The 24,909-nt window shown below is 74.0% G+C and carries 24 protein-coding genes and 1 riboswitch; of the genes, 12 read left to right on the top strand and 12 right to left on the bottom strand.

Annotation, left to right across the window (positions count from 1 at the left end):
• Positions 1 to 27: 27 nt before the first annotated feature.
• From CLV37_RS17730 to CLV37_RS17720, 3 genes are read left to right on the top strand one after another with little or no spacing between them, the layout of a single operon-like run.
• Positions 28 to 1,089 (top strand): polysaccharide pyruvyl transferase family protein, encoded by a 1,062-nt coding sequence (locus CLV37_RS17730; protein WP_106212824.1) that lies wholly within the window; start codon positions 28 to 30, stop codon positions 1,087 to 1,089.
• Positions 1,086 to 2,153 carry a glycosyltransferase gene (locus tag CLV37_RS17725; protein WP_106212822.1) on the top strand — a complete coding sequence of 356 codons (1,068 nt, stop codon included), beginning with the start codon at positions 1,086 to 1,088 and terminating at the stop codon, positions 2,151 to 2,153. Before CLV37_RS17730 ends, CLV37_RS17725 begins: the two co-directional genes overlap by 4 nt.
• Positions 2,150 to 3,280, top strand: a complete 1,131-nt coding sequence (locus CLV37_RS17720) for a glycosyltransferase (protein WP_146149460.1) — start codon at positions 2,150 to 2,152, stop codon at positions 3,278 to 3,280. Before CLV37_RS17725 ends, CLV37_RS17720 begins: the two co-directional genes overlap by 4 nt.
• Here CLV37_RS17720 and CLV37_RS17715 read toward each other — a convergent pair.
• Positions 3,273 to 3,893, bottom strand: a complete 621-nt coding sequence (locus CLV37_RS17715; RefSeq protein WP_106212818.1) for a dTDP-4-dehydrorhamnose 3,5-epimerase family protein — start codon at positions 3,891 to 3,893, stop codon at positions 3,273 to 3,275. The two genes, CLV37_RS17720 and CLV37_RS17715, sit on opposite strands and share 8 nt — an antisense overlap.
• A gap of 90 nt (positions 3,894 to 3,983) precedes the next feature.
• Between CLV37_RS17715 and rfbD the strand changes: the two genes are divergently transcribed.
• Together rfbD and CLV37_RS17705 are read left to right on the top strand one after the other, a co-directional pair.
• The gene (gene rfbD / locus CLV37_RS17710) at positions 3,984 to 4,832 is read left to right on the top strand and encodes a dTDP-4-dehydrorhamnose reductase (protein ID WP_106212816.1); all 849 of its coding nucleotides are present in this window, start codon (positions 3,984 to 3,986) and stop codon (positions 4,830 to 4,832) included.
• Positions 4,833 to 4,934: 102 nt separating this feature from the next.
• Positions 4,935 to 6,386: a phytoene desaturase family protein gene (locus tag CLV37_RS17705; protein WP_106212814.1), complete on the top strand. Its 1,452-nt coding sequence runs from the start codon at positions 4,935 to 4,937 to the stop codon at positions 6,384 to 6,386.
• Positions 6,387 to 6,408: 22 nt separating this feature from the next.
• Here CLV37_RS17705 and rfbA read toward each other — a convergent pair whose 3' ends face one another.
• Positions 6,409 to 7,284 (bottom strand): glucose-1-phosphate thymidylyltransferase RfbA, encoded by an 876-nt coding sequence (gene rfbA / locus CLV37_RS17700; RefSeq protein WP_106212812.1) that lies wholly within the window; start codon positions 7,282 to 7,284, stop codon positions 6,409 to 6,411.
• Between the two features lie 21 nt (positions 7,285 to 7,305).
• Between rfbA and rfbB the strand changes: the two genes are divergently transcribed.
• Positions 7,306 to 8,295: a dTDP-glucose 4,6-dehydratase gene (gene rfbB, locus CLV37_RS17695; RefSeq protein ID WP_106212810.1), complete on the top strand. Its 990-nt coding sequence runs from the start codon at positions 7,306 to 7,308 to the stop codon at positions 8,293 to 8,295.
• Positions 8,296 to 8,375: 80 nt separating this feature from the next.
• Here the strand turns inward: rfbB and CLV37_RS17690 are convergent, their stop codons facing one another.
• Both CLV37_RS17690 and CLV37_RS17685 read right to left on the bottom strand, forming a co-directional pair.
• Positions 8,376 to 9,317, bottom strand: coding sequence for a glycosyltransferase (locus CLV37_RS17690; protein ID WP_106212808.1), 942 nt, complete (start codon positions 9,315 to 9,317; stop codon positions 8,376 to 8,378).
• 168 nt (positions 9,318 to 9,485) lie between these two features.
• Positions 9,486 to 11,111, bottom strand: coding sequence for a dolichyl-phosphate-mannose--protein mannosyltransferase (locus CLV37_RS17685; protein ID WP_245885471.1), 1,626 nt, complete (start codon positions 11,109 to 11,111; stop codon positions 9,486 to 9,488).
• A 53-nt stretch (positions 11,112 to 11,164) separates the two neighbouring features.
• Here CLV37_RS17685 and rsmI point away from each other — a divergent pair, with 53 nt between their 5' ends.
• From rsmI to CLV37_RS17665, 4 genes are all read left to right on the top strand, one after another.
• Positions 11,165 to 12,052 carry a 16S rRNA (cytidine(1402)-2'-O)-methyltransferase gene (gene rsmI / locus CLV37_RS17680; protein WP_245885470.1) on the top strand — a complete coding sequence of 296 codons (888 nt, stop codon included), beginning with the start codon at positions 11,165 to 11,167 and terminating at the stop codon, positions 12,050 to 12,052.
• 107 nt (positions 12,053 to 12,159) lie between these two features.
• The gene (locus CLV37_RS17675) at positions 12,160 to 13,350 is read left to right on the top strand and encodes a hypothetical protein (RefSeq protein ID WP_106212804.1); all 1,191 of its coding nucleotides are present in this window, start codon (positions 12,160 to 12,162) and stop codon (positions 13,348 to 13,350) included.
• Between the two features lie 76 nt (positions 13,351 to 13,426).
• Complete coding sequence (locus CLV37_RS17670) at positions 13,427 to 14,605, top strand: glycosyltransferase family 61 protein (RefSeq protein ID WP_146149459.1); 1,179 nt, start codon at positions 13,427 to 13,429, stop codon at positions 14,603 to 14,605.
• 55 nt (positions 14,606 to 14,660) lie between these two features.
• Entirely contained in the window at positions 14,661 to 15,839 is a 1,179-nt protein-coding gene (locus CLV37_RS17665) for an amidohydrolase (protein ID WP_106212800.1), read from the top strand.
• A gap of 15 nt (positions 15,840 to 15,854) precedes the next feature.
• Here CLV37_RS17665 and CLV37_RS17660 read toward each other — a convergent pair whose 3' ends face one another.
• A complete protein-coding gene (locus CLV37_RS17660) occupies positions 15,855 to 17,474 on the bottom strand; it encodes a solute symporter family protein (protein ID WP_106212798.1) in 1,620 nt (539 codons plus the stop codon).
• Positions 17,471 to 17,824 carry a DUF485 domain-containing protein gene (locus CLV37_RS17655; RefSeq protein WP_106212796.1) on the bottom strand — a complete coding sequence of 118 codons (354 nt, stop codon included), beginning with the start codon at positions 17,822 to 17,824 and terminating at the stop codon, positions 17,471 to 17,473. The genes CLV37_RS17660 and CLV37_RS17655 overlap by 4 nt, the downstream gene beginning before the upstream one ends.
• 215 nt (positions 17,825 to 18,039) lie before the next feature.
• Here CLV37_RS17655 and CLV37_RS17650 point away from each other — a divergent pair, with 215 nt between their 5' ends.
• Positions 18,040 to 18,933 carry a diacylglycerol/lipid kinase family protein gene (locus CLV37_RS17650; protein ID WP_170127337.1) on the top strand — a complete coding sequence of 298 codons (894 nt, stop codon included), beginning with the start codon at positions 18,040 to 18,042 and terminating at the stop codon, positions 18,931 to 18,933.
• A gap of 115 nt (positions 18,934 to 19,048) precedes the next feature.
• Here CLV37_RS17650 and CLV37_RS17645 read toward each other — a convergent pair whose 3' ends face one another.
• The 5 genes from CLV37_RS17645 to CLV37_RS17625 all read right to left on the bottom strand — a co-directional run bounded on the left by CLV37_RS17645 (position 19,049) and on the right by CLV37_RS17625 (position 22,768).
• Entirely contained in the window at positions 19,049 to 19,714 is a 666-nt protein-coding gene (locus tag CLV37_RS17645) for a methionine ABC transporter permease (protein ID WP_106212792.1), read from the bottom strand.
• A 2-nt stretch (positions 19,715 to 19,716) separates the two neighbouring features.
• On the bottom strand, positions 19,717 to 20,739 hold the full coding sequence (locus tag CLV37_RS17640; protein WP_106212790.1) for a methionine ABC transporter ATP-binding protein: 1,023 nt from the start codon (positions 20,737 to 20,739) through the stop codon (positions 19,717 to 19,719).
• A complete protein-coding gene (locus CLV37_RS17635) occupies positions 20,736 to 21,689 on the bottom strand; it encodes a MetQ/NlpA family ABC transporter substrate-binding protein (protein WP_106212788.1) in 954 nt (317 codons plus the stop codon). The genes CLV37_RS17640 and CLV37_RS17635 overlap by 4 nt, the downstream gene beginning before the upstream one ends.
• A 68-nt stretch (positions 21,690 to 21,757) precedes the next feature.
• Positions 21,758 to 21,868, bottom strand: a riboswitch (SAM riboswitch).
• 85 nt (positions 21,869 to 21,953) lie between these two features.
• Positions 21,954 to 22,157, bottom strand: coding sequence for a DUF1737 domain-containing protein (locus tag CLV37_RS17630; RefSeq protein ID WP_106212786.1), 204 nt, complete (start codon positions 22,155 to 22,157; stop codon positions 21,954 to 21,956).
• Entirely contained in the window at positions 22,154 to 22,768 is a 615-nt protein-coding gene (locus CLV37_RS17625) for a DUF7711 family protein (RefSeq protein ID WP_106212784.1), read from the bottom strand. Before CLV37_RS17625 ends, CLV37_RS17630 begins: the two co-directional genes overlap by 4 nt.
• 56 nt (positions 22,769 to 22,824) lie before the next feature.
• Between CLV37_RS17625 and CLV37_RS17620 the strand changes: the two genes are divergently transcribed.
• The gene (locus CLV37_RS17620; RefSeq protein WP_106212782.1) at positions 22,825 to 23,328 is read left to right on the top strand and encodes an OsmC family protein; all 504 of its coding nucleotides are present in this window, start codon (positions 22,825 to 22,827) and stop codon (positions 23,326 to 23,328) included.
• A 107-nt stretch (positions 23,329 to 23,435) separates the two neighbouring features.
• On the opposite strand, the gene CLV37_RS17615 is transcribed toward CLV37_RS17620, so the two are convergent.
• Entirely contained in the window at positions 23,436 to 24,893 is a 1,458-nt protein-coding gene (locus CLV37_RS17615; protein ID WP_106212780.1) for a purine-cytosine permease family protein, read from the bottom strand.
• Positions 24,894 to 24,909 lie beyond the last annotated feature (16 nt).

Here is a 24,909-nt window from a genome sequence, read left to right as displayed (position 1 = left end):
CAGTGTTCGTCCCCCTACACTCCCGGCATGACCGTCACCCGATCGGATGCGGCCCTCGTCCACCGCCTCGGCACCGCCTGGCAGGACGCCGTGACCGCGGCGCTCGGCTCCGAGCGCGCCGCGCTGCTGGACTTCCCCGGCCACAAGAACGTCGGGGACTCCCTCATCTGGCTCGGTGAACGCGCCCTGCTGGCCCGGGCCGGCGTCGGCGTCGACTACGCCTGCGAGCACCACTCCCTCGTCCCGGCCGCCCTGCGCGCCCGCAACGGCTCCCGGCCCCTGATGCTGCACGGCGGCGGGAACTTCGGCGACGTGTGGCCCGACTACCAGCGCTTCCGCGAGGACGTCGCCCGCCGGTTCCCCCGGCAGCGCATCGTGCAGCTGCCGCAGTCGATCTGGTACTCCGACTCCGCCGCCGGTGACGACACCGGATCCGACGGCTCCCGGGCCCTGCGCGCCCACCCCGACCTGCACCTCATGGTCCGCGACCGGCGCTCGCTGGACGAGGCGCGGCGCAGGTTCCCCGACGCCGCGGTCGGCCTCGTGCCCGACGCGGCCTTCGGGCTGGGACCGCTGGAGCGGACGGCGCCCGCCGAGGTGGACGTCCTGTGCCTCATGCGCGACGACCGCGAGGGGGTCGGGCACGCCGCGACGTTCCGCGCCGCGGGGCTGCCCGTGACCGACTGGGGCAGGCACGCGTTCGACCACCGGGCCTGGCGGCTCAAGCGCCGCACGATCGGTGCCGTCCGCCGGGTGGAGACGGCCGCCACGTCCCGGCTGACCCAGCCGGTCCTGCGCGCCACCTACGACGCGATGGCCCGCCAGAACCTGCAGGCGGGGGTGCGCACCTTCAGCCGCGCCCGGGTGATCGTCACCGACCGCCTGCACGGGCACGTCCTGTGCCTGCTGCTGGGGATCCCGCACGTGGTGCTGGACAACTCCTACGGCAAGATCGCCGACTTCCGCGAGGCGTGGACGTCCGAGAGCGTCCTGACCCGCACCGCCTCGGGCGCCGACGAGGCGGTCGACGCCGCGCGCGAGCTGCTGCGGGAGTTCGGCGGCGCCGAGCAGGTCCGGGCCGCCGGGTGAGCGCGCAGGCCGACACCGCCGGGACCGCGCGGGGCACCCGCGCACACCTCGCGGTCGACGTGGCGGTCGCCTCCGCCCACACCCGCGGCTGGCCCCAGCGCCACGCCGCCGGGCTCGTCCCGGACCGCTTCCCCTACGGCCTGGACCGGCTGGCCGCGCACGACCTCGCGCCGCGCCTGCTCGACGTCGGCGTCCCGCGCCCGCTGGAGCGCCTGTCCGGCAAGCTGTTCGACGGCCTGCGCTTCGCCGGCCCGTCCTGGCGCGGGACGGACCCGCTGCTGACGTGGGAGGAGCGCCTGGGCGTCCCCGCCCTGGCCGCGGCGGGCCGCTCCCGCCCGGTGGTCTCCGGCGTCGTCTGGGCGACCGACGGGGGATCGGCTGCGGCGCAGGCGATCACGCGACGCTACCTGCCCCGGGCGGGACGGCTGTTCGTGCTGTCCTCGGCCCAGCTGCCGGTGCTGGAGCGCTGGGGCCTGCGGGCCCCGCAGGTCCGGCTCGTGCCGCAGGGCGTCGACACCGACTTCTGGACCGAGCGCGACGAGCCGCCCGCGGGGCAGCTGGTGGCCTCGGTCGGCAACGACCGGCACCGCGACTACGCGACGCTGGCCGCCGCCTGGCCGCGCGTCCTGCGCACGGCCCCGGCCGCCGAGCTGACCGCCGCCACCAGCCGGCCGCTGCCGGCGGGCCCGCGCAGCCGCACCGTCCAGCTCGACCACGTCGCGCTGCGCGAGCAGGTGTACCGGCGGGCCCGCGTCGTCGTGGTGCCGCTCGTGCCGAACGTGCACTGCTCGGGCCTGACGGCCTCGCTGGAGGCCATGGCCTGCGGCGTGCCCGTCGTGGTCAGCGCCACCCCCGGCATGGCCGACTACGTCGCCGACGGCGAGACGGGCCTGCTCGTGCCGCCCGGGGACGCCGGCGCGCTCGCCGCGGCCGTCACGCAGCTGCTGGCCGACCCCGACCGCGCCGCGGCGATGGGACGCGCCGCCGCGCGCCGGGTGCGCGAACGGTTCTCGACCGCGCGGATGGCCGCCGACCTGGCCCGCCTGGTCCGGGAGGCGGCGTGAGCGGCCGGCCTCTGGTGACCGTGCTGTCCAGCACCGCCTTCGAGGGGCACCGCCTCTACGAGCAGCGGCTGGCGGCGGAGCTGTCGCGCACGCACGACGTGCTCTTCGTCCAGCCCCCCACGGCCGTCTGGACCCGCGCCGACGGCCTGCGGTTGCGCCGGCCCCCCGTGCCCGCCCCGGACGGCGTGCGCGTCGTGACGCCGTGGGTGCCGCCCGCCAGCCGCCGCCGCGGCCTGCACCACCTCAACGCCCCGATCGTGGCCGCGACGGTCCTGGCCGCGGTGCTGCGCGAGCGCCGTCGCCCCCTGGCCTTCGCCTCGGCGCAGAACGTGGGCCGGCCGCTGCAGGCGCTCGCGCGCGTCCTGGGGGCCCGGACCGCGTTCCTCGTCAAGGACGACTACGTCGCCGGGGCCGGGCTGGTGGGGGTCCCCGCCGAGCGGCTGCGCCGCGGGCGCGAGCGCAGCCTCGCCCTGGCCGACGAGGTGGTCGTCGTCTCGCCCCGCCTGCAGCGGTTGTGCGCCGACTCCGGACGGCGGGCCAGCCTCGTGCCGGCCGGGGCGGAACTGTCCGCGCCGGGCGCCGGGAACCCGGACCTGCCGGCGGCCCCGTTCGCGGTGTTCCTCGGGATGGTCTCCGACCGCATCGACCTCGGGGGTTTCCGCGCCGTCGTCGAGGCCGGCCTCGACCTCGTCGTCGTCGGTCCCCGCCAGCCCACCTTCACCCAGGACGCCGCCTGGCGCGGACTGCTCGAGCACCCCCGGGTCCACTGGCTGGGACCGCGTGCGCCGCAGGAGGTCTCGCAGGTCCTGGCGCGCGCCTCGGTGGGGTTGATGCCGTACACGCTCTCGGAGTTCAACCAGGCGAGCTTCCCGCTGAAGGTGCTGGAGTACCTCGCCGCGGGGCTGCCCGTCGTCTCCACCCGGCTGGAGGCGCTGGACTGGCTGGACGCCCCCGGGGTGAGCGTCGTCGACGACCTCGTCACCGACCCGGCGGCGTTCGGCGCGGCCGCGCTCGCGGCGGCCGCCGGTGACGACCCGTCCGCGGCGGACGCCCGGCGGGAGTTCGCCGGGCGCCACACGTGGGCCGCGCGCGGGCAGCGCTGGCGCGACCTGCTCGGGCTCAGCTGACGCGCAGCCGGGCCACGAACCGTTCGACGTCCTCGGCCCGGGGCAGCGCACCGGCCTCCAGGGCCTGCTGCAGCGTGGGGGCCTGCTCGTCCTTGCCGGACAGTGTGAACTCCAGCGGCCGCCCGTCGCGGCCGGTGGTGGGCCAGTCGATCCCCAGGGCCGGGTCCAGCGGGTGCACGCCGTGCTCGCGCCCGGGGGCGTAGCCCTGCGAGCACAGGTAGACGACGGTCGAACCGTCGGCCAGCGACAGGAACGCGTGCCCGAGCCCCTCGGACAGGTAGACCGCGCGCCGGTCCACGTCGTCGAGCACGACCGCGTCCCACGTGCCGAAGGTGGGGGACCCGACGCGCAGGTCGACGACGACGTCGAGCACGGCGCCGGCCGCGCAGAACACGTACTTCGCCTGTCCCGGAGGCACGTCGGCGTAGTGGACGCCCCGCAGGACCCCTGCGGCGGAGACCGAGCAGTTCGCCTGGGCCAGGGTCAGGTCGTGACCGGGCCCGGCGCTGAAGGACCCCGCGGTGAACCACTCCATGAACGTCCCGCGCTCGTCGCCGAACTGTCGGGGGGTGAACTCCCAGGCGCCGGGGACGGCGAGTTCTCGTGTCTGCACGCGGCGGAGACTACCGAGAGAGGCGGGCTGTGCGTGATCGTGCGGTCACCGTAGGCTGCGGCCGACAGTCGTACCCCGGAGGGAGCACACGTGCGCTGGATCGTGGCGGGAGCGGGCGGGATGCTCGGCACGGACGTCGTCGACGTCCTGCGCTCGGCCGGGCACGAGGTGTCCGCCCTGACCCGCGCCGAGCTCGACGTCACCGACGCGTCGGCCGCGCGCGCCCTCGTGCGCGACGCCGACGTCGTCCTGAACGCCACCGCGTACACGGCCGTGGACGCCGCCGAGACCGACGAGGCCACCGCGTTCGCCGTCAACGCCGTCGGGGCCCGCACCCTCGCCGACGCCGCCCGCGCCGCCGGCGCCCGGTTCGTGCACGTGTCCACCGACTACGTCTTCGACGGCACGGCCAGCGAGCCCTACGCCGAGGACGCGCCCGTCGCCCCGCGCAGCGCCTACGGGCGCACCAAGGCCGCGGGGGAGTGGGCCGTGCGGGCCTCCGGCGCCGACGCGCTCGTGCTGCGCACCGCCTGGCTGTACGGGGCGCACGGCGCGTGCTTCCCGAGGACGATGGTCCGCCTCGGCCGCGAGCGCGGTGCCCTGTCCGTCGTCGACGACCAGGTCGGCCAGCCCACCTGGACGCGCGACGTCGCCGGGCTGGCGCTGCGGCTGGTCGAGGCCGGCGCCCCGGCGGGCACCTACCACGCGGTCTCGGCGGGACGCTGCTCGTGGTTCGAGTTCGCGCGCACGGTCCTGGCCTCGGCGGGCCTGGACGACGTGGAGGTGGAACCCGTCACGAGCGCCGAGTTCGTCCGCCCCGCGCCGCGGCCGGCCTTCTCGGTGCTGGGCACGGACGGCGTGCGCGCCCTCGCCGAACCGATCGGGGACTGGGCGGGCCGGTGGCGCGCCGCGGCCGGCGAGGTGCTGGGCCGGGACTGAGACCGCCCCCGGCCGCGGTCGGCGTCCGCCCCGCGACCTGCTGCGCCGCAAGGGGCGGCGTACGGTGAGGGCCGTGGACGAGACGACCGCCGCCGGCCGCCCGTGATCGGCCGCGCCACCGTGGTGGGGGCCGGCCCCAACGGCCTGTCCGCAGCGGTCCTGCTGGCCCGGGCCGGTCTGGAGGTCACCGTCCTGGAGGCCACCGCCCACCTCGGCGGCGCCTCGCGCACCGCGGAACTGCTCGGGCCCGGCGTCGTCTCCGACGTCGGCTCGGCCGTGCAGCCCTTCGCCGCCGCCAGCCCCTTCTTCTCCACCCTCCCGCTGGAGCGGCACGGGCTGCGCTGGCGGCACGGGCGCTACCCGCTGGGCCACCCCCTCGACGGCCGGCCCGCGGCGGTCCTGCCGGGGAACCTCGACGAGGCCGTCGCGGAGCTGGGCGTCGACGGCCCGGCGTGGCGGGCGCTGTTCACCGGCCCGGTGCGCAACTGGGAGTCGCTGGTCCCCGCGGTCCTGGGGCCGTTGCTGCGGGTGCCGACCGCGCCGCTGGCGCTGGCCGGCTTCGGGCTGCGCGCCGCCTGGCCCTCGGCGGCCTTCGTGCGCGCGGTGTTCCGCGACGACCCGGCGCGGGCCCTGTTCTCGGGGATGGCCGCGCACGCCCTGCAGCCCCACACCCAGCCGCTCACGGCGGCCTTCGGGATGCTCTTCGGCACGGCCGCGCACACCACGGGCTGGCCCGTCCCCGAGGGGGGCACGGGGGCCCTCACCCGGGCCCTGGCGGCCGAGCTGGCCGAGCACGGCGGCCGGGTGCTGCTCGAGCACCCCGTCCGCACGCTGACGGACCTGGGCGCGGCCGGTGCCGCCGACGTCACGCTGCTGGACCTGACGCCCCGGCAGTTCCTGGCGGTGGCCGGGGACGAGCTCCCCCCGCGGTACGCGCGCGCGATGCGCCGCTGGTCGTACGGACCGGCGGCGCACAAGGTCGACTACCTGCTCGACGGGCCCGTCCCGTGGCGCGACCCGCGGCTGGCCGAGGCCGTCACGGTGCACGTGGGCGGCACCGCCGCGCAGATCGCCGAGGCCGAGGCCGACGTGGTCCACGGCCGGCACCCGCAGCGCCCGTTCGTCCTCGTCGCCCAGCAGGACGTCGCCGACCCCGGCCGGGCCCCCGGGGGGCGGCGCGTCCTGTGGGCGTACGCGCACGCACCGCACGGTTCGGCCGACCCCGGCACCGGCGAGCGCGTGGACCGGCAGATCGAGCGCTTCGCGCCGGGTTTCCGCGACCGGGTCCTCGCCCGCGTCGAGACGCCGCCGGCGGCGCTGGAGGCGCTGGACGAGAACCTCGTCGGCGGGGACGTCGGGGGAGGGGCGCTGACGATCCGCCAGCAGGTCTTCCGCCCCGTCGTCGGGCTCGACCCGTACTCCACGCCCCTGGAGGGCGTCTACCTGTGCTCGGCGGCCACCCCGCCCGGGGGCGGGGTGCACGGGATGTGCGGGTTCCACGCCGCGTCGCGGGCCCTCACCGACCTGGCGCGGCGACGGCGCACCGGAGCCTGAGCACCGCGGGTGGGCACCGGCCTCAGGCGTGCCGGCCGCGGGCGAGCAGTTCCAGCAGGTACGAGCCGTACCCGCTCTTGACCATGGCCCCTGCGCGGTCGGCGAGTTCGGCGTCGTCCAGCCAGCCGTTGCGCCACGCGACCTCCTCGGGGCAGCCGATCTTCAGCCCCTGCCGGGCTTCGAGGGTGCTCACGTAGTTCCCCGCGGCCAGCATCTGGTCGAACGTCCCGGTGTCCAGCCAGGCCGTCCCCCGGGGCAGGACCTCGACCGACAGTTCCCCGCGGTCGAGGTACGTCCGGTTCACGTCGGTGATCTCGAGTTCGCCGCGGGCCGAGGGTTCCAGCGCCTTCGCGATCTCGACCACGTCGTTGTCGTAGAAGTACAGCCCGGGAACGGCGAAGTTGCTCTTCGGCGCCTGCGGCTTCTCCTCCAGCGACAGCGCGTTCCTCGCCTCGTCGAACTCGACGACGCCGTAGGCCGTGGGGTCGCTGACCCAGTAGGCGAAGATCGCGCCGCCGGTCAGGCCGTCGAACCGGCTGAGCTGGTTGCCCAGCCCGGGGCCGTAGAAGATGTTGTCCCCCAGCACCAGTCCCACGGTCTGCGAGCCGATGAACTCCTCGCCGATGACGAACGCCTGCGCGAGACCGTCCGGCGAGGGCTGGACGGCCCACTGCAGGTCCACGCCGAACTGCGACCCGTCACCCAGCAGCCGCCGGAACCCCTCGGCGTCGTGCGGGGTGGTGATGACCAGGACCTCCCGGATCCCCGCGAGCATGAGCGTGGAGAGCGGGTAGTAGATCATCGGCTTGTCGTACACCGGGACGAGCTGCTTGCTGATGCCCCGGGTGATCGGGTGCAGCCGGGTGCCGGATCCGCCGGCGAGGATGATTCCGCGCATGACACCGTAGTATGTCGCCCCATGAGACTCCTGGTCACCGGTGGTGCAGGCTTCATCGGAAGTCACTACGTCCGGTCGGCCCTGACGGGGGTGCACGGGGCCGCCGGGATCGAATCCCTCGTGGTCCTCGACAAACTCACCTACGCAGGGAACCCGCGCAACCTCGACCCCGTCGCGGGTGACGCGCGGCTGCGCCTGGTCGAGGCGGACATCACCGACGCGGCCGCGGTCGACGCGCTGATGGCCGAGGCCGACGTCGTCGTGCACTTCGCGGCCGAGAGCCACGTCGACCGTTCCATCGACGGCGCAGCGGGTTTCGTGCGTACGAACGTCGTCGGGACCCAGGTGCTGCTCGACGCGGCCGTGCGCCACGACGTCGACAAGTTCGTGCACGTCTCGACCGACGAGGTGTACGGGACGATCCCCGAGGGTTCCTGGCCCGAGGACCACCCGCTGGAACCCAACAGCCCCTACTCGGCGTCGAAGGCCTCCAGCGACCTGCTCGTGCGCTCGTTCCACCGCACGCACGGGCTGCCCGCGTGCATCACCCGTTGCTCGAACAACTACGGCCCCTACCAGTTCCCCGAGAAGGTCCTGCCGCTGTTCATCACCAACCTCATGCGGGGTGAGACCGTCCCGCTGTACGGGGACGGTCTGAACGTGCGCGACTGGCTGCACGTCGACGACCACTGCCGCGGAATCCAGCTCGTCGTCGACGGGGGGCGCCCGGGTGAGGTCTACAACATCGGCGGTGGGACCGAACTCACCAACCGGGAACTGACGGGACGCATCCTCGAGGCGTTCGGCGTCGGCTGGGAGAAGGTGCGCGAGGTCGAGGACCGCAAGGGCCACGACCGCCGCTACTCCGTCGACATCTCGAAGATCTCGGCCGAACTCGGGTACGCCCCGCAGCACACCTTCGACGAGGGCCTGGCCGAGACCGTCCGGTGGTACCGCGACAACGAGGCCTGGTGGCGACCGCTGCTGGAGCGGGTCGAGACCGCCCGCTGAGACCCCGGCGGTGAGCCGGAGGTCGGTTCCCCCCTCAGGGCCATCGACCTCCGGCTCCGTCCCGGGCGCACCGCCGGCGGCTACAGGGCCAGCGGGCGGGCGTCCTCGCGCAGGTCCACGGTCCTGCTCGCCGCGAGGCTGAGGTCGTCCGCGCTCACCTGGTCCGCTTCGCGCACGACGGCGAGCCCGCGGGTGCGCAGCATCCCGGCGATCTGCTCCTGGTGGTCGTCCACGTGCTCGGAGAACTCCGCGCGGCGCGGGATGAGCAGCGGCAGCTTGCCCGCCTGCAGCGCCTCCAGGGCCACGCCCGTCCCGGCGTGGGCGATGACGAGGTCCGCCTCGCGCATGGCGGTGCTCAGCTCCTGGGCGGGGACCGCGGCCCGCGGCTCCAGGACGGGCAGCCCGGCCGTGTCGGTGGTGCCGGTCTGCCACAGCACCTCCGCGCCCAGGTCGCGCAGCAGGGGGGCGACGTGCTCGACGAGGCGGCGGAAGCCGTAGGTGCGCGAGGTGCCCAGCGACACGACGACCTTGGAGACCTTGCGGGGTTCGGGCAGGTGCAGCGGCTCCCAGCCGTCGAACACCGATCCGGCGTACTTCCACTTCTTGGAGGCCCAGGAGGCGTTCTGCGTGTACAGCTCGACGCCGGGGACCCTGGCGAGCACGCGGCCGGACAGGCTCGGGCCGTCGGTGCGGGTGGCGCTCTCGATGTAGTAGCTGGGGGTCCCGTGCAGCCGGGCCTGCGGCAGGACCGAGACGGCCAGGCTGGAACCGGTGCTCACCACGGCGGAGATGCGCCCGCGGCGGAAGAGCGGGGAGGCCAGTACGGCGTTGTGCACCGCGGCCCTCAGGTCGCGGGTCGGGGCGGGCTTCACCCAGGTCACGTCCTCGCCCTCGAGCAGGGACTCGGACTGGGGCGTGGGGACCGTGACCCAGCGGAACGCGTCCGCGATGGGCAGCCGCTTGGCCAGCGAGCGCAGCTGGGCCAGGTGTCCGCCGTCATTGGCTACCAGGAGTGCAGTCATGGGGCGTCCTCGAGCTCACGGTCACCCGGGCGGGCGAGCCTGTAACTTGCCGCACCCTAGCGACTGCTGTGGGTAACCGCCAAGAGGACGTCATCACACTTCCCCCGCACAAGGCTCACCCGAACGGCGGATCATCCCCACGAGGGGTGACGAGAGACCACCCCACCGTCAGATCCAGCTGGGCAGCCACATGCGCCGGCTCCACGCCTCGTACGGGATGACCTGGGCCGTGTAGACCGGCCAGAAGAACGCGAAGCAGGCCACGCACGCCACCACGACGGCACCGGCGAGCACCGCCCCCACCCGCCGCCGCAGCAGGGCCGCCTCGACGCCCACCCCGCGCTGCAGCACCGCCGTGCTCGGGTCCGGCCCCAGGACCAGCCCCAGCAGGTGCACCACCGCCAGGACGACGAACGGCACGAAGACGACGGCGTAGAAGGTGAAGATCGTCCGGTGCTGGTACTGGAACCACGGCAGGTAGGCCCCGGCGTACCCGGCGAGGATCGCCCCGGCCCGCCAGTCCCGCGCGAAGGCCCAGCGGAACAGCAGCACGGCCAGGGCCACCAGGCCGACCCACCACAGGACGGGGGTGCCCAGGGACGTGATCGCCTTGGAGCAGTTCTCGACGGTGCAGCCCTCCACGCCGCGGCTCTTCGCCTCGTAGAAGAAGGACGTCGGGCGGCCCTGGACGAGCCAGGACCACGGGTTGGCCATGTAGGGGTGCGGGGTGTCGAGCCCGACGTGGAACGTGTAGGCCTGCTGGTGGTAGTGCCACAGGCTGCGAAGGGCGTCCGGCACGAGCGCGCCGACCCCGCGGGAGGGGTGCTCGGCCCCCCACTGCCGGTCCCAGCCGACGTCGCTGCGGAACCAGCCCGTCCAGGCCGCCAGGTAGGTCGCGACCGCGACCGGCACCAGGAGCACGAACGCGCCGACGCCGTCGCGCCACACCGCCGCGGCGAACCACGGCCGCACCCCGACCGCCCGGCGGGCGCCGGCGTCCCACAGCACGGTCATCAGCCCGAACACGGCCAGGACGTAGATCCCGGACCACTTCACCCCGCAGGCCAGGCCCAGGCTGACCCCCGCCGCCAGCCGCCAGCCGCGGAAGCCGATCCGCGGGCCCAGCCCCCCCACGCCGTGCCGCTGCACGGCCCGGGCCAGGCGCTCGCGCGCGTGGTCGCGGTCCACCAGCAGCAGCGAGAACGCGACGAGCACCCACCACATGAGGAAGACGTCGAGCAGGCTCGTGCGGCTCTCCACGAAGTGCTCGCCCTCGAAGGCCAGCAGGACCGCGGCCGTGACGCCCAGCAGCGTCGAGCGGAACATCCGCCGCGCGACCCGGCCGATCAGCAGGATCGACAGCGTCCCGATGAGCGCGGCGGAGAAGCGCCAGCCGAACGAGGAGTCGATCCCGAACAACCACTCGCCGACGGCGATCATCCACTTGCCCACGGGCGGGTGGACGACGAAGTCGCCCGCACTGCCGAAGACGTCGGGCGTGCCGGCGGTGAACAGCTCGTCGGGCTTGGCGATCGCGGGGTCGTTGCGCAGCTCGACCCCGTGCAGGAGCAGCGAGTACCCCTGCTTGACGTAGTACGTCTCGTCGAAGACCAGCTGGTGCGGCCGGCCGAGCTGGAAGAACCGCAGGAACCCACCGATCGCCGTGACGACCAGCAAGGGGATCCAGGACCGCTTCCAGGACTCTCCCGTGATCTCCGAGCCGGTGCCCAGCAGCCGTTCCCGGGCGTCCACCGGTGCGGGTGTCCCGGACGGGGCCAGCTCGTTCGCGATCACCGCGCCATCGTAGGCGCGCGACGGCGACCGGGGCGTGCGGCACGATGGCGCCCGTGGACCCCGAGCGCACGACCGGCCGCCTGGTGCTGGCAGGCACCCCCATCGGCAACGCGCAGGACGCGAGCCGGCGCCTCGTCGACCTCCTCGCGACGGCCGACGTCGTGGCCGCCGAGGACACCCGCCGGCTGCACCGGCTGGCGGCGGCGCTGGAGGTGGCGCCCCGGGGCAGGGTCCTCAGCTACCACGAGCACAACGAGTCCGCACGCACCCCCGAGCTGGTGGAGGCGGTCCGGGGCGGCGCCACCGTCGCCCTCGTCACCGACGCCGGGATGCCGTCGGTGTCGGACCCCGGCTACCGCCTCGTGCGCGGGTGCGTCGAGGCCGGTCTGCCCGTGAGCGTGGTCCCGGGCCCCTCCGCCGTGCTGACGGCGCTCGCGGTCTCGGGCCTGCCGAGCGACCGGTTCGCGTTCGAGGGGTTCGCGCCGCGCAAGCCGGGCGAGCGCGCCCGGGTCTTCGCGGCGCTGGCCCACGACGAGCGCACCCTCCTCTTCTTCGAGTCCCCGCACCGCACGGCGGCGACCCTGAGCGCGATGGCGGACGCGTTCGGGGCCGACCGGCCCGCCGCCGTCTGCCGGGAGCTGACGAAGACGTACGAGGAGGTCGTGCGCGGGTCGCTGGCCGAGCTCGCGGCGTGGGCGCACGAGGGCGAGGTCCGCGGCGAGGTGTGCCTGGTCGTCCAGGGGTCCTCCGGCCGCACGGCCCGCTCCCGCGCCGAGCTCGTGGCCGAGGTGGGCGAGCTCGTGGCCGCCGGGCGCCGGATGAAGGACGCGGTGCGCGAGGTCGCCGCCCGTGACGGGGTCCCCTCGCGCGAGCTGTACGACGCGGTCACGGTGCAGCGCAAGGGATCCCCGGACGGCCTCCCAGCCGGCCACGCAGAGTAGCGTCACGGCGGCTCACTCGTTCGCCCTACCGGACCGGACGAGACAGGTCACAGCGGCTCCGGACGAGACATCGAGGACACACCCGTTCTCGCTGCCCGGAGGTCACCGTGAACCCCCCACGCACCCTCGCCCGCCGTCCCGCCCGCGCCTCGCGCCGCGCCCGCCTGCTCGCCGGCCCGCTGGCCGCCGTGACCGTCGCCGTCACCGCCGCCGTCGGGGTGGCCGCCCCGGCCGACGCCGCGTTCGCCCCCTACATGACCTACCTGGACGCCTCCGTCAACAGCGCGCGGGTGCCCGCCACGCTCGTCGACGTCGACACCGTCACGAACGTGAAGTTCGACCGGGGGACCTACTACGTCAACGACGTCCAGAACGGCGCCCTGGGTTCGGTCGTGAACTCCGGGGGCGTCTACACCGGGACCGGCGAACTCGACCTCACGGGGTACCTGGGGACGGTCAAGGTCGTCGCCAAGCTCTACAGCGGCAAGTACATGGTCCAGTCGGTCACGAAGTACCTGCGGGCGGTGCCGCTGGACACCACGAGCATCCCGGCGGGTTTCCCGACCTCCGACACGACCGGGGTCCCGGACGGGGTGACGTTGCGCCCCTCGACCGACCTGGACGTCTGGGAGCCCGGCGCGGTCCTCGACGGCCTCGACGTCCAGGGGTGCCTGACCGTGCACGTGCCCGGCGTGACCGTCCGCAACTCGCGGATCACCTGCCAGGACCCCACGCTGCGCGCGGTCGCCCTCGTCGACGCCCCCGGTTTCGTGATGGAGGACTCCGAGATCGTGAGCGACGGTTCCGCCGAGGTGGCCATCGGCTGGAGCGGTTACACCCTGCGCCGAGTCGACGTCCACGGGACCCAGGACGGTCCCCGCCTCGGCGACGACGTGTCGATCTCCGACAGCTACGTCCACGACCTCGTCCGCGACCCCGCCGTGCACACCGACGCCCTGCAGTCCACCTCGGGCTCGAACGTCCTCGTGCGCCACAACACCCTGGACCCGCGGGTGCAGGGTTCGGAGGACTTCCTGAACTCCGCCGTGCAGCTGGGGACGGAGACCGGGGCCAGGCGGCTGGTGAACGCCCGGTTCGAGCAGAACTTCTTCAACGGCGGCAGCTACTCCGTGAACGTCTCCTGCGCGGCCAACCTGGAGAACGTGGTGTTCGACCGGAACGAGTTCGGTCACGGGAACCGCTACGGCGCCGCCACGGCACCGTCGGGGGTGACGTTCACCGAGAACCGCTGGTTCGACACCCAGCACCCGATCGCGGTCGCCCCCGCGGCCTGCTGAGGCGGACTGCGACGAACCGGTGGTTCCGGCGGTCCTCGGTGGTCCGGGGCCCGCGGAGGTGGCACGCTTCTCCTTCGTGGACGGACGGGTCGGGTGGCGCTACCTCGCGGTGAGCGCAGGGGCGCACCAGGTGAGGGCGGTGCAGCGGTTCGCCCGCGGGGTTCGCCACGCCACGGTGCCGGGGGTGCGGGCCCGGGCCCTGGCCGGGCCCGGGATCCGCTACCACGCGGCGGAGGCCGGGCACGAGGTCCGGTTGACCGTCCCCGGGGAGTTCGACGCGGCGGACCGTCGCGCGATCCGCCAGCGCGACGTGACCTCGGTGCCCGAGCAGTTCGTCCTGGAGTTGCCGCGGGCAACTCTCACCGGACGGGAGGGTTGGGTCTTCCACGACGGGCGGCTGGTCGAGGACCTCTGGCAGGAGGCGGGGTTCCCGGCCCGTTCCCTGCTGCCGCCGTCCCGGTCGCTGCGACCGCCGGTGCACCTGCCGGGGACGACCGTCTCCCTGCTGATGCCGTGGTCGCCGAACTACTACCACTGGACCGTCCAGACCGTCCCCCGCGTCCTGCACGTGCGGCGGGCGCTGGGGGGGAGTCTGGACGACGTCGACCAGTGGCTCGTCCCCGGCCGGGCGCCCGCGTTCGTGGCCCAGTGGCTGGACCTGCTCGGGGTGCCGGCCTCCCGGCGCGTCGAGGTGGTCGACGCCGATGCGCAGTTCTCGACCGACCGGCTGGTCGTGTCCAGCGTGCCCGGGCGCAACCGCTGGGTCTCGGCCCCCACCGTGGACCTGGTCCGCCGGGCGGCCCTGCCGGTTCCCCCGACCGGGACGGGCCGTCGGCTGCTGCTGCACCGCGACGGGCAGGTCAGGCGGTTGCTCAACGCGGACGCGGTGCTCGAGGCGCTGGCCCGTCGCGGGTTCGAGGTCGTCGACCCGGCGGCGCTGAGCATCACCGAGGAGGCCCGGACCTTCGCCGAGGCCGACATCGTGGTCGGGGTCCACGGGGCGGGACTGACGAACCTCGTGTTCTGCCGCCCGGGCGCGAGCGTCGTGGAACTCACCCCCCGGTCGCTGGTCTACCCGACGTTCGCCAAGCTCGCCCTCGCCGCCGGGGTGCGGCACCGCGTCGTCGTGGGGTCCGAGCCGCGGCTGCCGTGGCCCCTGCGCTTCCCCGACACCCACGCGGACCTCTTGGTCGACGTCTCGCGGCTCCTGGCGGCCGTCGAGAGCGAACTGGCCCGCCTGGCGCACAGCTGCTGACCCGGTCCCGCCGTCCGGGACGGCGTCCCCGCCGCGGGACTGACACAGTGATCGCGTGAACCCCACGGCAGACGTCGCGATCGTCGGCGGCACCCTCCTGCGCCTGACCCCCGCCTGGGGCGGTGAACGCGAGCACGGCACCGTCCTGGTCCGCGACGGCCGCGTCGAGGCCGTCGGCGACGTCGCCGTCCCGGCGGGCGTACCCGTCGTCGACGCCACCGGCTGCCTCGTCCTGCCCGGCTTCGTCGATCCGCACACCCACCTCGGCGTGCACGCCGAGGGGGAGGGCTGGCACGGGGCGGACGTCAACGAGAAGGGCGAACCGCGCGGCGCCCGGCTGCGCAGCTGGGACGGGGTGGACCCGGCCGACCGGGGGTTCGCCGACGCCCTCGGCGCGGGGGTCACGACCGTCGCGGTGCTGCCCGGCTCGGGCAACGTCATCGGCGGCCAGACCGCGGCGCTGAAGACGTGGGGCACCACGGTCGACGACATGCTCGTGCGCGCCCCGATCGGCGTGAAGAGCGCCCTGGGGGAGAACCCCAAGAAGGCCTCCGGCGGGCCCGGCACGCGCATGGGCGTGGCCGCCGCCCTGCGCGACGCCTTCAGCGCCGCGCAGCGGCACACCCCGGAGTCCACCGACCGCGACGCCGAGGTGCTCGCCCGCGTCCTGGCCGGCGAGCTCGTGTGGCAGCAGCACGCCCACCGCGCCGACGACATCGCCACCGCCGTCCGCCTCGCCGACGAGTTCGGCTACCGGCTGGTCCTGAACCACGTCACCGAGGGCCACCTCGTGCTGGACCTGCTGCGGGACAAGCAGCTGCCCGCCGTCGTCGGGCCGCTGCTCACGTCCCGGTCCAAACCGGAGCTGCGGAACCGGTCGATGGCCGTCCCCGGGATCCTCGCCGGCGCCGGGCTGCGGGTCGCGCTCACCACCGACCACCCCGTCGTCCCGATCCAGCTGCTGCCGGTCTCGGCGACCCTCGCCGTCAAGGAGGGCCTCGACCGCGACGAGGCCCTGCGGGCCCTGACCGTGAACCCGGCGCGGATCCTCGGGATCGACGACCGCGTCGGGTCCCTGGCTCCCGGTCTGGACGGTGACGTCGTCGTCTGGTCCGGCGACCCCCTCGAGGTCATGTCCCGCGCCCTGCACGTCGTCGTGCGCGGCCGGTCGGTGTACCGGTGGGACGACGGCGGGCAGGTGGCCCGCCCCGACGGTTCCTGGGTGCACCTGTGAACCCGCGCGCGACCCTCAGTGCTCGACGGCCTTCTCCGCGCCGGCCCCGGTGAGGCTGCGCACCTCCATCTGCGCCGCGCGCCGCTCGTTCCCGCGCTCGCGGCCGGTGACCGAGCCGAGCCAGCCGAGCAGGAAGGCCAGCGGGATCGTCACCAGGCCGGGGTTCTCCAGCGGGAACCAGGAGAAGTCGACCGAGGTGTCCCGGATCATCGACAGCGACGCGCCCGTCACCGGGTCGACCTTCCCGGACACCACGGGGGAGGAGGCGATGAGCACCAGGCAGGAGACGAGCCCGCCGTACATGCTCCACAGCGCCCCGCGGGTGGTGAACCGCGGCCAGAACAGCGAGTACAGGATCGTCGGCAGGTTCGCGCTGGCGGCCACCGCGAAGGCCAGGGCCACGAGGAACGCGACGTTCTGCCCGTTGGCGAAGATCCCCCCGACGATCGCCACGGCGCCGATGACGACCACGGTCAGGCGCGCCACGCGCACCTCCGAGGCCGGGTCGGCCTTCCCCCGCTTGATCACCGAGGCGTACACGTCGTGGGCGAAGGAGGCGCTGGCGGTGATCGCCAGCCCCGCCACGACGGCGAGGATGGTGGCGAAGGCGACGGCTGCGATGATCCCCAGCAGGATCGTCCCGCCCAGTTCGTAGGCCAGCAGCGGGGCCGCGGAGTTCACCTTCCCGGGGGCGGCGAGGATGGCCTCCTTGCCCACCAGGGCGCCGGCGCCGTAGCCCAGCACCAGGGTGAACAGGTAGAAGAACCCGATGATCCAGATCGCCCACACGACGCTGCGCCGGGCCTCCCGGGAGGACGGCACCGTGTAGAAGCGCATGAGCACGTGCGGCAGGCCCGCCGTCCCCAGCACCAGGGCCAGCGACAGCGACAGGAAGTTCAGCCGCGACGTGCCGGTCGCGCCGTACTGCGCCCCCGGCCCCAGCAGCGCGTCACCGGCCGACCCGGGGGCGGCCACGGCCGCGCCGAGCAGGTCGGAGAGGTTGAACCCGTACCGGGCCAGCACCCAGACCGTCATGACCGCGGCCCCGGCGACCAGCAGGCACGCCTTGATGATCTGCACCCACGTCGTGCCCTTCATGCCGCCCACGAGGACGTACAGGATCATCAGCGTCCCCACGACCGCGATGACGACGTTCTGCCCCGCGGTGGAGTCGATGCCCAGCAGCAGCGCCACCAGCCCCCCGGCCCCGGCCATCTGGGCGAGCAGGTAGAAGAACGAGACGGCCAGCGTCGAGATCGCCGCGGCCAGCCGCACGGGCCGCTCGGCCAGCCGGAAGCTGAGGACGTCGGCCATGGTGAAGCGACCGGTGTTGCGCAGCAGCTCGGCCACCAGCAGCAGCGCCACGAGCCAGGCGACGAGGAACCCGATGGAGTAGAGGAACCCGTCGTAGCCGTAGACCGCGATCGCCCCCGCGATGCCCAGGAAGCTCGCCGCGGACAGGTAGTCCCCGGCGATCGCGATGCCGTTCTGCGGCCCGGTGAACGAGCGTCCCCCGGCGTAGAAGTCGGCGGCCGTGCGGTTGCCGCGGCTGGCGCGCAGCACCACCACCAGCGTCACCGCGACGAACACGACGAAGATGGCGACGTTGACCAGGGGTTCGCCGACGTCGGTCACCGCTGCACCTCCGTGCCGCGCGCGACGCGCTGCTCGACCTCGTGCCGCAGCGCCTCCGCGGCGGGGTCGAAGCGCCGGTTCGCCCACCGCACGTACACGGTCGTGATGGCGAAGGTCGAGACGAACTGGCCGAGGCCGAACAGCAGCCCCACGGTGATGTTGGAGCCGGCGACCCGGGTGCTCATGAACCCGTGCGCGTAGTCGGCGAGCAGGACGTACGCGGCGTACCAGACCAGGAACAGCGCGGCCAGGGGCAGGACGAACCGGCGGAAGCGCCGGCGCAGGGCCTGGAACTCGGGGGAGGAGCGGACGTCCTCGTACGGGTCGTCCCCGGGGGCGGGAGCGGGCATCGGTGACCTCCTCGTCAGCGTGGTCCGAGGCTAACCCGATCCTGGGCCCGCATCCAGGTACCGCACAGGTGCGTCGCGAGCGGCGCGTCGTGACCGGCTCGGCGGGGGGCTCGGCGGGGCCCGCCGGAGGCTCGGCGGGGGGCCCGGGTGCGGGCCCGGCTGTGAGGCCGGCCACGGCCCGGCACCCGCCGGGGCGCCGGACCGTTGTGCCGCGTGTGAACGGGTACCTGGCCATCGTCAACGCCGCCGCCGGATCGGCCCGCGCCGACGCCGTCGAGGCCGTCGTGGGGGAGCTGGGCCGCGCCGGCGACGTCGAGCTGCGCCGCACCGGGGACCTGCACGACCTGCGGAACGCCCTGCTGAGCGCCGACGGGCGCCGCCTCGTCCTGCTCGGCGGGGACGGGTCCCTGCACGCCGCGCTGCAACTGCTGTGGGACGCCGGCCGGACCCGCGACGTGGGACCCCTCGGCGTCGTCCCGCTGGGCACCGGCAACGACCTGGCCCGCTCGTTGCGGCTGCCGCTGGACCCCGTCGCCGCCGCCCGCGTCGCCGCGACCGGCCGCCCCCGCGGTCTGGAACTGCTCGTCGACTCCCACCAGCGCATCACCGTCAACACCGTCCACGCCGGGATCGGGGCCTCGGCCACCGCCAAGGCGCAGCGGCTGAAGAAGGGCCTCGGCGTCGCCGCCTACCCCGTCGGGGCCGCCTGGGCCGGCATCAGCGCCGGGAGGGGTTTCGCGTTGCGCGTCGAGGTCGACGGGAAGGTCCTCACCCCGCCCGGCCGGCCCGTCCTCATGGCCGGCATCGGCATCGGCGGCACCATCGGCGGGGGAACCCCCCTGGTGCCCGGCGCCGACCCCCACGACGGGCTCGCCGACGTCGTCGTCAGCACCTCCACCGGACCCCTGGCCCGCCTCGGGTTCGCCGCCGGGCTGCGCCGCGGCGTCCACGTCGAACGGCAGGACGTCGTGACCGCCACGGGCAAGGTCGTCGAGATCCGCGCCGAGGACGGCACGTTCCGGCTGAACTCCGACGGCGAGGTCACCGACCCGCAGACCTCCGAGCGGTGGGAGATGCACGCCGACGTCTGGCAGGTCGTCTGCCCGTGATCTTCTGGCCGACTCCTCACGGCGCCCGGGTTCGTGCCCGCCGGTCCCCGCCACGCAGCGACTCCGTCGGCGTGGCGGGGGCCGGCGGACACGAACGCGCCGATCGTCGTCGGCCCTACCTCCTCATGACCCCGCGGGCGAGGCGGTTGCCGATGACCTGCCCCACCTGCACGATGACGATGATCGTCGCCACGGCGACGTAGATGATCCCGTAGTCGTACTGCTGCTTGCCGTAGCTGATGGCGTACTCGCCCAGCCCGCCGCCGCCGACGATCCCGGCCTGCGCCGTCATGTCGACGATCCCGATGAAGATGAACGTATACCCCAGGATGAGTGGCCCCAGGCCCTCGGGGACCACGACGCCGACGAGGATCGAGAACCGCGAGGCCCCCACCGCGCGGGCCGCCTCGACCACCCCCGGGTCGACGCTCACGAGCGACTGCTCCACGATGCGCGCCACGGCGAACGCCGCCGCCAGCGAGATCGCGAACGTGACGGCCGTCGTCCCGATGCTCGTGCGCACCACCGCGATCTGCAGCGGCGTGATCGCGGCCAGGAAGATGACGAACGGGATGGGCCGCACCAGGTTCACGACGAACCCGATGACGCCGAACACCAGCCGGTTGCCGAACAGGTTCCCGGGGCGGGTGGCGTACAGCGCCGTCCCGAGCACCAGCCCGAGCACCCCGGAGACGACGAGCGAGACGAGCGACATGAGCAGCGTCTGCCAGATCGCGTCCTTGTACACGTCGAGCGTGTCGAGGAAACCGCTGAAGTCCATGCTCAGACCTCCTCGGTCGCGTGGATGCCCCCGGCGCGCAGCGCGTCCAGCGCCGCGTCGACAGAGGGCCCGGTGAGTTCGTAGGTCAGCGACCCGGTGCGGCGCTCGCGGATCTCCGAGACCCCTCCGTACACGAGCTCGGCGGTCGTGCCGGTGTCCCGGAACGCGGTGTCGATCCGCTGCTGCAGACCGGCCTCGTCGGTGATGCGGACGCTGACGAGGCGTCCGGGGTGCTGGTGACGCAACCGCACCAGGGTGTCCGCCGAGGGGCGGTCGTGGGTGGCGCTGCGCACGAAGCGCTGCGCCGCAGGCGTCTGCGGGTCCGAGAACACGTCGTACACGTCCCCGATCTCCACGAGCCGGCCGTTCTCCATGACCGCGACCCGCTCGGCGATCTGGCGCACCGCGTCCATCTCGTGGGTGATGACGACGATCGTCACCCCGAGCTCGGAGTTCACCCGGCGCAGCAGCGACAGCACCTCGGTCGTCGTCTCCGGGTCCAGCGCGCTCGTCGCCTCGTCGCACAGCAGCAGCGGCGGGTTCGTCGCCAGCGCCCGCGCGATGCCGACGCGCTGCTTCTGCCCGCCCGACAGCTGCTCGGGGTAGGAGTGCGCCCGGTCCAGCAACCCCACGAAGTCGAGGAGCTCGGCGGTGCGCCGGTCGCGTTCGGCCTTGGCCACGCCCGCGACCTTCAACGGGTACGCCACGTTCCCGGCGACCGTGCGGGACCGGAACAGGTTGAACTGCTGGAAGATCATCCCGATCTTCGAGCGGGCCGCCCGCAGTTCCCCCTCGGACAACCGCGTGAGGTCCTGCCCGGCGACCAGGACGCTGCCCGACGTCGGCTTCTCCAGCGCGTTGAGCAGCCGGACGAGGGTCGACTTCCCGGCCCCCGAGTAGCCGATGACCGCGAGGACCTCGCCGGTCTCGACCTCCAGCGAAACGGCGTCGACCGCCGTGACGGTGGACCCGTCACGACGGTCGAAGCTCTTGCTGACGTCCGTCAGCGAGATGAGAGCGGTCACTTGCCCGCGGCGGCCTTCGCGTCGGCCTCGACCTTGGTGGTCTCCGCCTGCAGGTCCGCGGCAGGGGTGTCCTGGACGACCGCGCCCGGGTTCTCCTCGAGGAAGACCTTCTGCACGGCCGGGTCGTGCCACAGCGCGGCCAGGTCCAGGTACGTCTGGTTGGCGACGTCGGCCTTGCGGGCGGCGAAGATGTTCACGTACGGCGCCGCGGCCGGGGACGACGGGTCGTCCTTGACGATGATGTCGTCGACGGGCAGCTTCGCCTTGGTGGCGTAGTTGTTGTTCACGATCGCGGCGGCCACGGACCCGGACTGCAGGGCGCTCGCGGTCTGGTCGGCGGCGACGGTGGTCACCTGGACCTTGGACGACTCGATGTCGTTCGTCTTGGAGAACGCGGTGCCGCCGTCCTTCAGCGTGACCAGACCGGCCTGCTGCAGGACCAGGAGGCCGCGGGCCTCGTTGATCGCGTCGTTCGGGATCGCGACCTTCGCGTCGGCGGGCAGCTCGGCGACGGACTTCGCGGTCAGGGAGTACAGCGGCAGCGGGTACACGGCGGTGGCGCCGATGGGCTGCAGGTCGTCGCCCGACGTCGCGTTGTAGTTCGCGAGGTACTGGATGTGCTGGAACTGGTTGAGGTCCAGCTGGTTCTGCGACAGCGCCGGGTTCGGCTGGGTGTAGTCGGAGAAGTTCACGAGCTCGACGTCCACGTCGTACTTCGACTTCGCGAGCTCGACGTAGGGCGTCCAGTACTTCAGGGACTTGTCGGCGACACCGATCTTGACGGTCTTCGCGGCGGCCGTGGAGCCGGCGGCCGTGGTCTTCGCGGAGTCGTCCCGGGTGCCCAGGACGATCGCCACGACGACGACCACGACGACGACGACGGCGGCGATGATGCCGTAGAGGAGCCCACGGCGCTTGGGCTTGTCGGGAAGGGCGGGGGCGGTGGACACGAAGGCACTCCGGGTGGTCGTACGGGCGGGCGCGCGGCTCGCAGCTACCGTGATCGACGGCGTCCGACGATCCGCGCTTGCCGGACGGGTTCGTCCGGCCAGGTCTTCACCTGGGGCACCCCGCCGCGGAGGAGGGTTGCCGGACAGCGAGCCAGGGCTTGTCGCTGTCACTCATGACCTGCCCGAACCTTAACACCGCCTGGCGGGCAGCAGAAACGGGTTCGGGTGCCGCACGTCCGCCCGGCTCCGGGCGGACCGGTGGGCTCAGCCCAGGACGTGGGGGAGCACGACGGCCTGCGCCGCGATCGTGCGCCCGTCCGTCGTCGTCACCGACGGGCTGCCGTGCAGGACGTACCCGTCCGCCAGGGCCGCGCTCACCTTCTCGCAGAACGACCGGTCGTCCGGGCCCGTCAGGAGCCGGTAGGCCAGCTTCTCGCCGGCGGTGCCGGGGGTGCTCTCCTCGCTCACGCGGACAGGCTATCCCGCGCGTCGCGCACGCTCAGGTACCCCAGGGAGGCGTCGGCCAGCGCGTCCGCGCGCTTGGTCGGCGACCCCGGCGACCACCGCTTCTCGTCGTACTCCACCGCCGTGCGCCGCAGCGCGGCCAGGCTCACCGCCAGCTCGGCGTCGAGGCGCCCGGCCAGCTCGGTGGCCGTCGGCGCCGCCGGGCGCAGCCCGCTGCCCTCCCCGGCACGGATCCGGGCGAGCACCTCGGGGTCCACCCCGTCCTCGCGGGTCCAGAACCGCACCGGCCGCTCGACCACGTGGTTCCACACCGGCGCCTGCCCGGACCGGAAGAACAGCCGCACCGGCTTCGTCTCCAGGCTCGAGGCGGCCAGCCACTGCCCGGCGGCCGGCGGGCGCGTGCCGAAGGCGCAGTCCTCCTCGCGCGCGTTCGTCACCAGCGCGACCCGCACGCCGTCCACGTCGTCGACGTCGTCCGTCCGCGGCCCCAGCAGGGGCCCGAACACCCACGCCTGGAAGACCCGCAGGCGGATGATCCCCTCGGGCTGGCGGCCCACGTGCGCGCAGCGGTCGGCGACGTCCTCGAGGGTCCTGACGGCAGTGGTCCACTTCACCCCCGCAGTCTGTCCGAGGTTGCGGGCGCGCCCCGCGGGGGGCCTAAGCTTCGGCGGTGGATTCGACCGAGCTCAGGGCCCTGCAGAAGCCGTTGAAGGACGCCTACCGCGAGGACCCGGCCGAGGCGCTGGTCCCCGCGCGGGCCGTGGCGGTGCTGGACGGGCAGTCCATCGGCGTCTCGGTCGACGGTTTCGCCGGCACCACCCGCGCCGGGCTGCACCCCGCCGCCGGCGGCGACGGCACCGAGGCGTGCTCGGCCGACATGCTCTGCGAAGCCGTCGCGGCGTGCGCCGGTGTCACCCTGCGCAGCGTGGCGACCGCCATGGGCGTCGAGCTGCGCAACGCGTCGGTGACCGTCGACGCCCACTGGGACGCCCGCGGCACGCTCGGCGTCGCCCGCGAGGTGCCGGTCGGGATCACCGACGTGACCATCACCTTCGACTTCACCTCCGACGCCGACGAGGCGACCGAGGCGAAGATGATCTCCCTGGCCGAGCGCTACTGCGTCATCGCCCAGACCCTGCAGACGCCGCCGAAGGTCGTCGTCCAGCGCGCGTGACCCTCGGGGCGCGCTCGTCGCGGCGTCCTGTCCGGTCCGGTTCGTCGGACCGTTGACGCATCGGTGCGAAAGGTTCGTACCGATGCGTCAACGGTCCCGGACCCGGGTCAGCGGCGAGCCTCCTGGGCGCGCACCGCCGCGCGCCCGAACACCGCGACGACGGCGAACCCGACCGCGAACGCCAGCAGCACGCCGAGGTTGGCGTAGGCCCACCCGCCGTCGCGGCCCCCGATCGGCCCCAGCAGGTACCCCTGCCAGGTCAGCCAGCTCGCTCCGCCGTTGGTCACCAGGCCCCAGCCCAGGAACGTGGCGACGACCATCGTGACCACGGGCAGCACGCGCACCGATCCGTAGCGCCCGCGGGCGTCGAGCAGCTCGGCCTCGGCGTACCCGCCGCGCCGCGCCGCGAGGTCGGCCAGGAAGATCCCCGCCCACGCCGCGATCGGCACCCCCAGGGTGATGAGGAACCCCTGGAACGGGATCAGGAAGTTGGCCGAGAAGAAGGCGATGTAGACCGCGCCGGCGATCATCAGGACCGCGTCGACGAGCACCGCGACGGGCCGCGGGACCCTCAGCCCCACGTTCAGCAGCGCCAGGCCCGAGGAGTAGATGTCCATGACCGCGCCGCCGACGAGGCCGAGGACGGCCACCACCACGAACGGCACGAGGAACCACGTCGGCAGGATGCCGGTCAGCGCCCCGACGGGGTCCTGGCCCACGAGTTCGCTCAGGCCCGGGTTCGAGCCCACGACGAGCGCGCCGAACACGAGCAGCACCGCCGGGCCGAGCGAGGAGCCGAGCGTCGTCCACACCACGACCCCCGCGCTGGAGGCGTCCCGCGGCAGGTACCGGGAGTAGTCGGCCGCCGCGTTGGCCCAGCCCAGGCCGAACCCGGTCATGACCATCGTGAAGGCGCCGACGACCGCGGCGGTGTCCCCGGCCGGGATCGCGCTGACCGTCGCCCAGTCGACGGAGCCCGCCGCGAAGACGACGTAGGCGACGGTCAGCACCGCCGTGACGACCGTGATCCAGCGCTGCATGCGCATGATCACGGTGAACCCCAGCGTCCCGCCCAGGACGATCAGGCCCACGACGACGAGGAGGGCGACGAGCTTGGTCCCCGTCCCGCCGCCGGCCCCGAGCCGGCCCAGCACCGTCGAGGTCGCCAGCACCGCGACCGCGGCCAGCGACGTCTCCCAGCCCAGCGTCAGCAGCCACGACACCAGGGACGGCAACCGGTTCCCGTGGACCCCGAACGCGGCGCGGGACAACGTCATCGTCGGCGCCGAGCCCCGCTTGCCCGCGATCGCGACCAGCCCCACGACCACGTACGAGGCGACGACGCCCACGACCGATACGGCGCTCGCCTGCCAGAACGAGATCCCGAACCCCAGCACGAACGAGCCGTAGCTGACGGCCAGCACCGAGACGTTGGCGGCGAACCAGGGCCAGAACAGGTCGCGGGGCCGGCCGTGGCGTTCGGCCTCGGAGACGGCGTTCACGCCGTTCAGTTCGACGTCGACACCGCCCACCCGGGTCCGGGGGGTCGCGGGAACCTCGCTCACGGTGCCTCCTGCTCCT

This window comes from Kineococcus rhizosphaerae, assembly GCF_003002055.1.
In the GTDB taxonomy this organism is placed as follows: Bacteria; Actinomycetota; Actinomycetes; order Actinomycetales; family Kineococcaceae; genus Kineococcus; species Kineococcus rhizosphaerae.
Note: the sequence above shows the minus strand (reverse complement) of the source record. Positions and strands in the feature narration are given on the sequence as shown.

Bases quoted from the DNA above. Each gene is read 5' to 3' on its own strand.
- CLV37_RS17645 (WP_106212792.1), bottom strand. From the start codon at position 19,714: ATGGACTTCAGCGGTTTCCTCGACACGCTCGACGTGTACAAGGACGCG.
- rfbB (WP_106212810.1), top strand. From the start codon at position 7,306: ATGAGACTCCTGGTCACCGGTGGTGCAGGCTTCATCGGAAGTCACTAC.
- CLV37_RS17730 (WP_106212824.1), top strand. From the start codon at position 28: ATGACCGTCACCCGATCGGATGCGGCCCTCGTCCACCGCCTCGGCACC.
- CLV37_RS17690 (WP_106212808.1), bottom strand. From the start codon at position 9,317: ATGACTGCACTCCTGGTAGCCAATGACGGCGGACACCTGGCCCAGCTG.
- rfbA (WP_106212812.1), bottom strand. From the start codon at position 7,284: ATGCGCGGAATCATCCTCGCCGGCGGATCCGGCACCCGGCTGCACCCG.
- CLV37_RS17655 (WP_106212796.1), bottom strand. From the start codon at position 17,824: ATGCCCGCTCCCGCCCCCGGGGACGACCCGTACGAGGACGTCCGCTCC.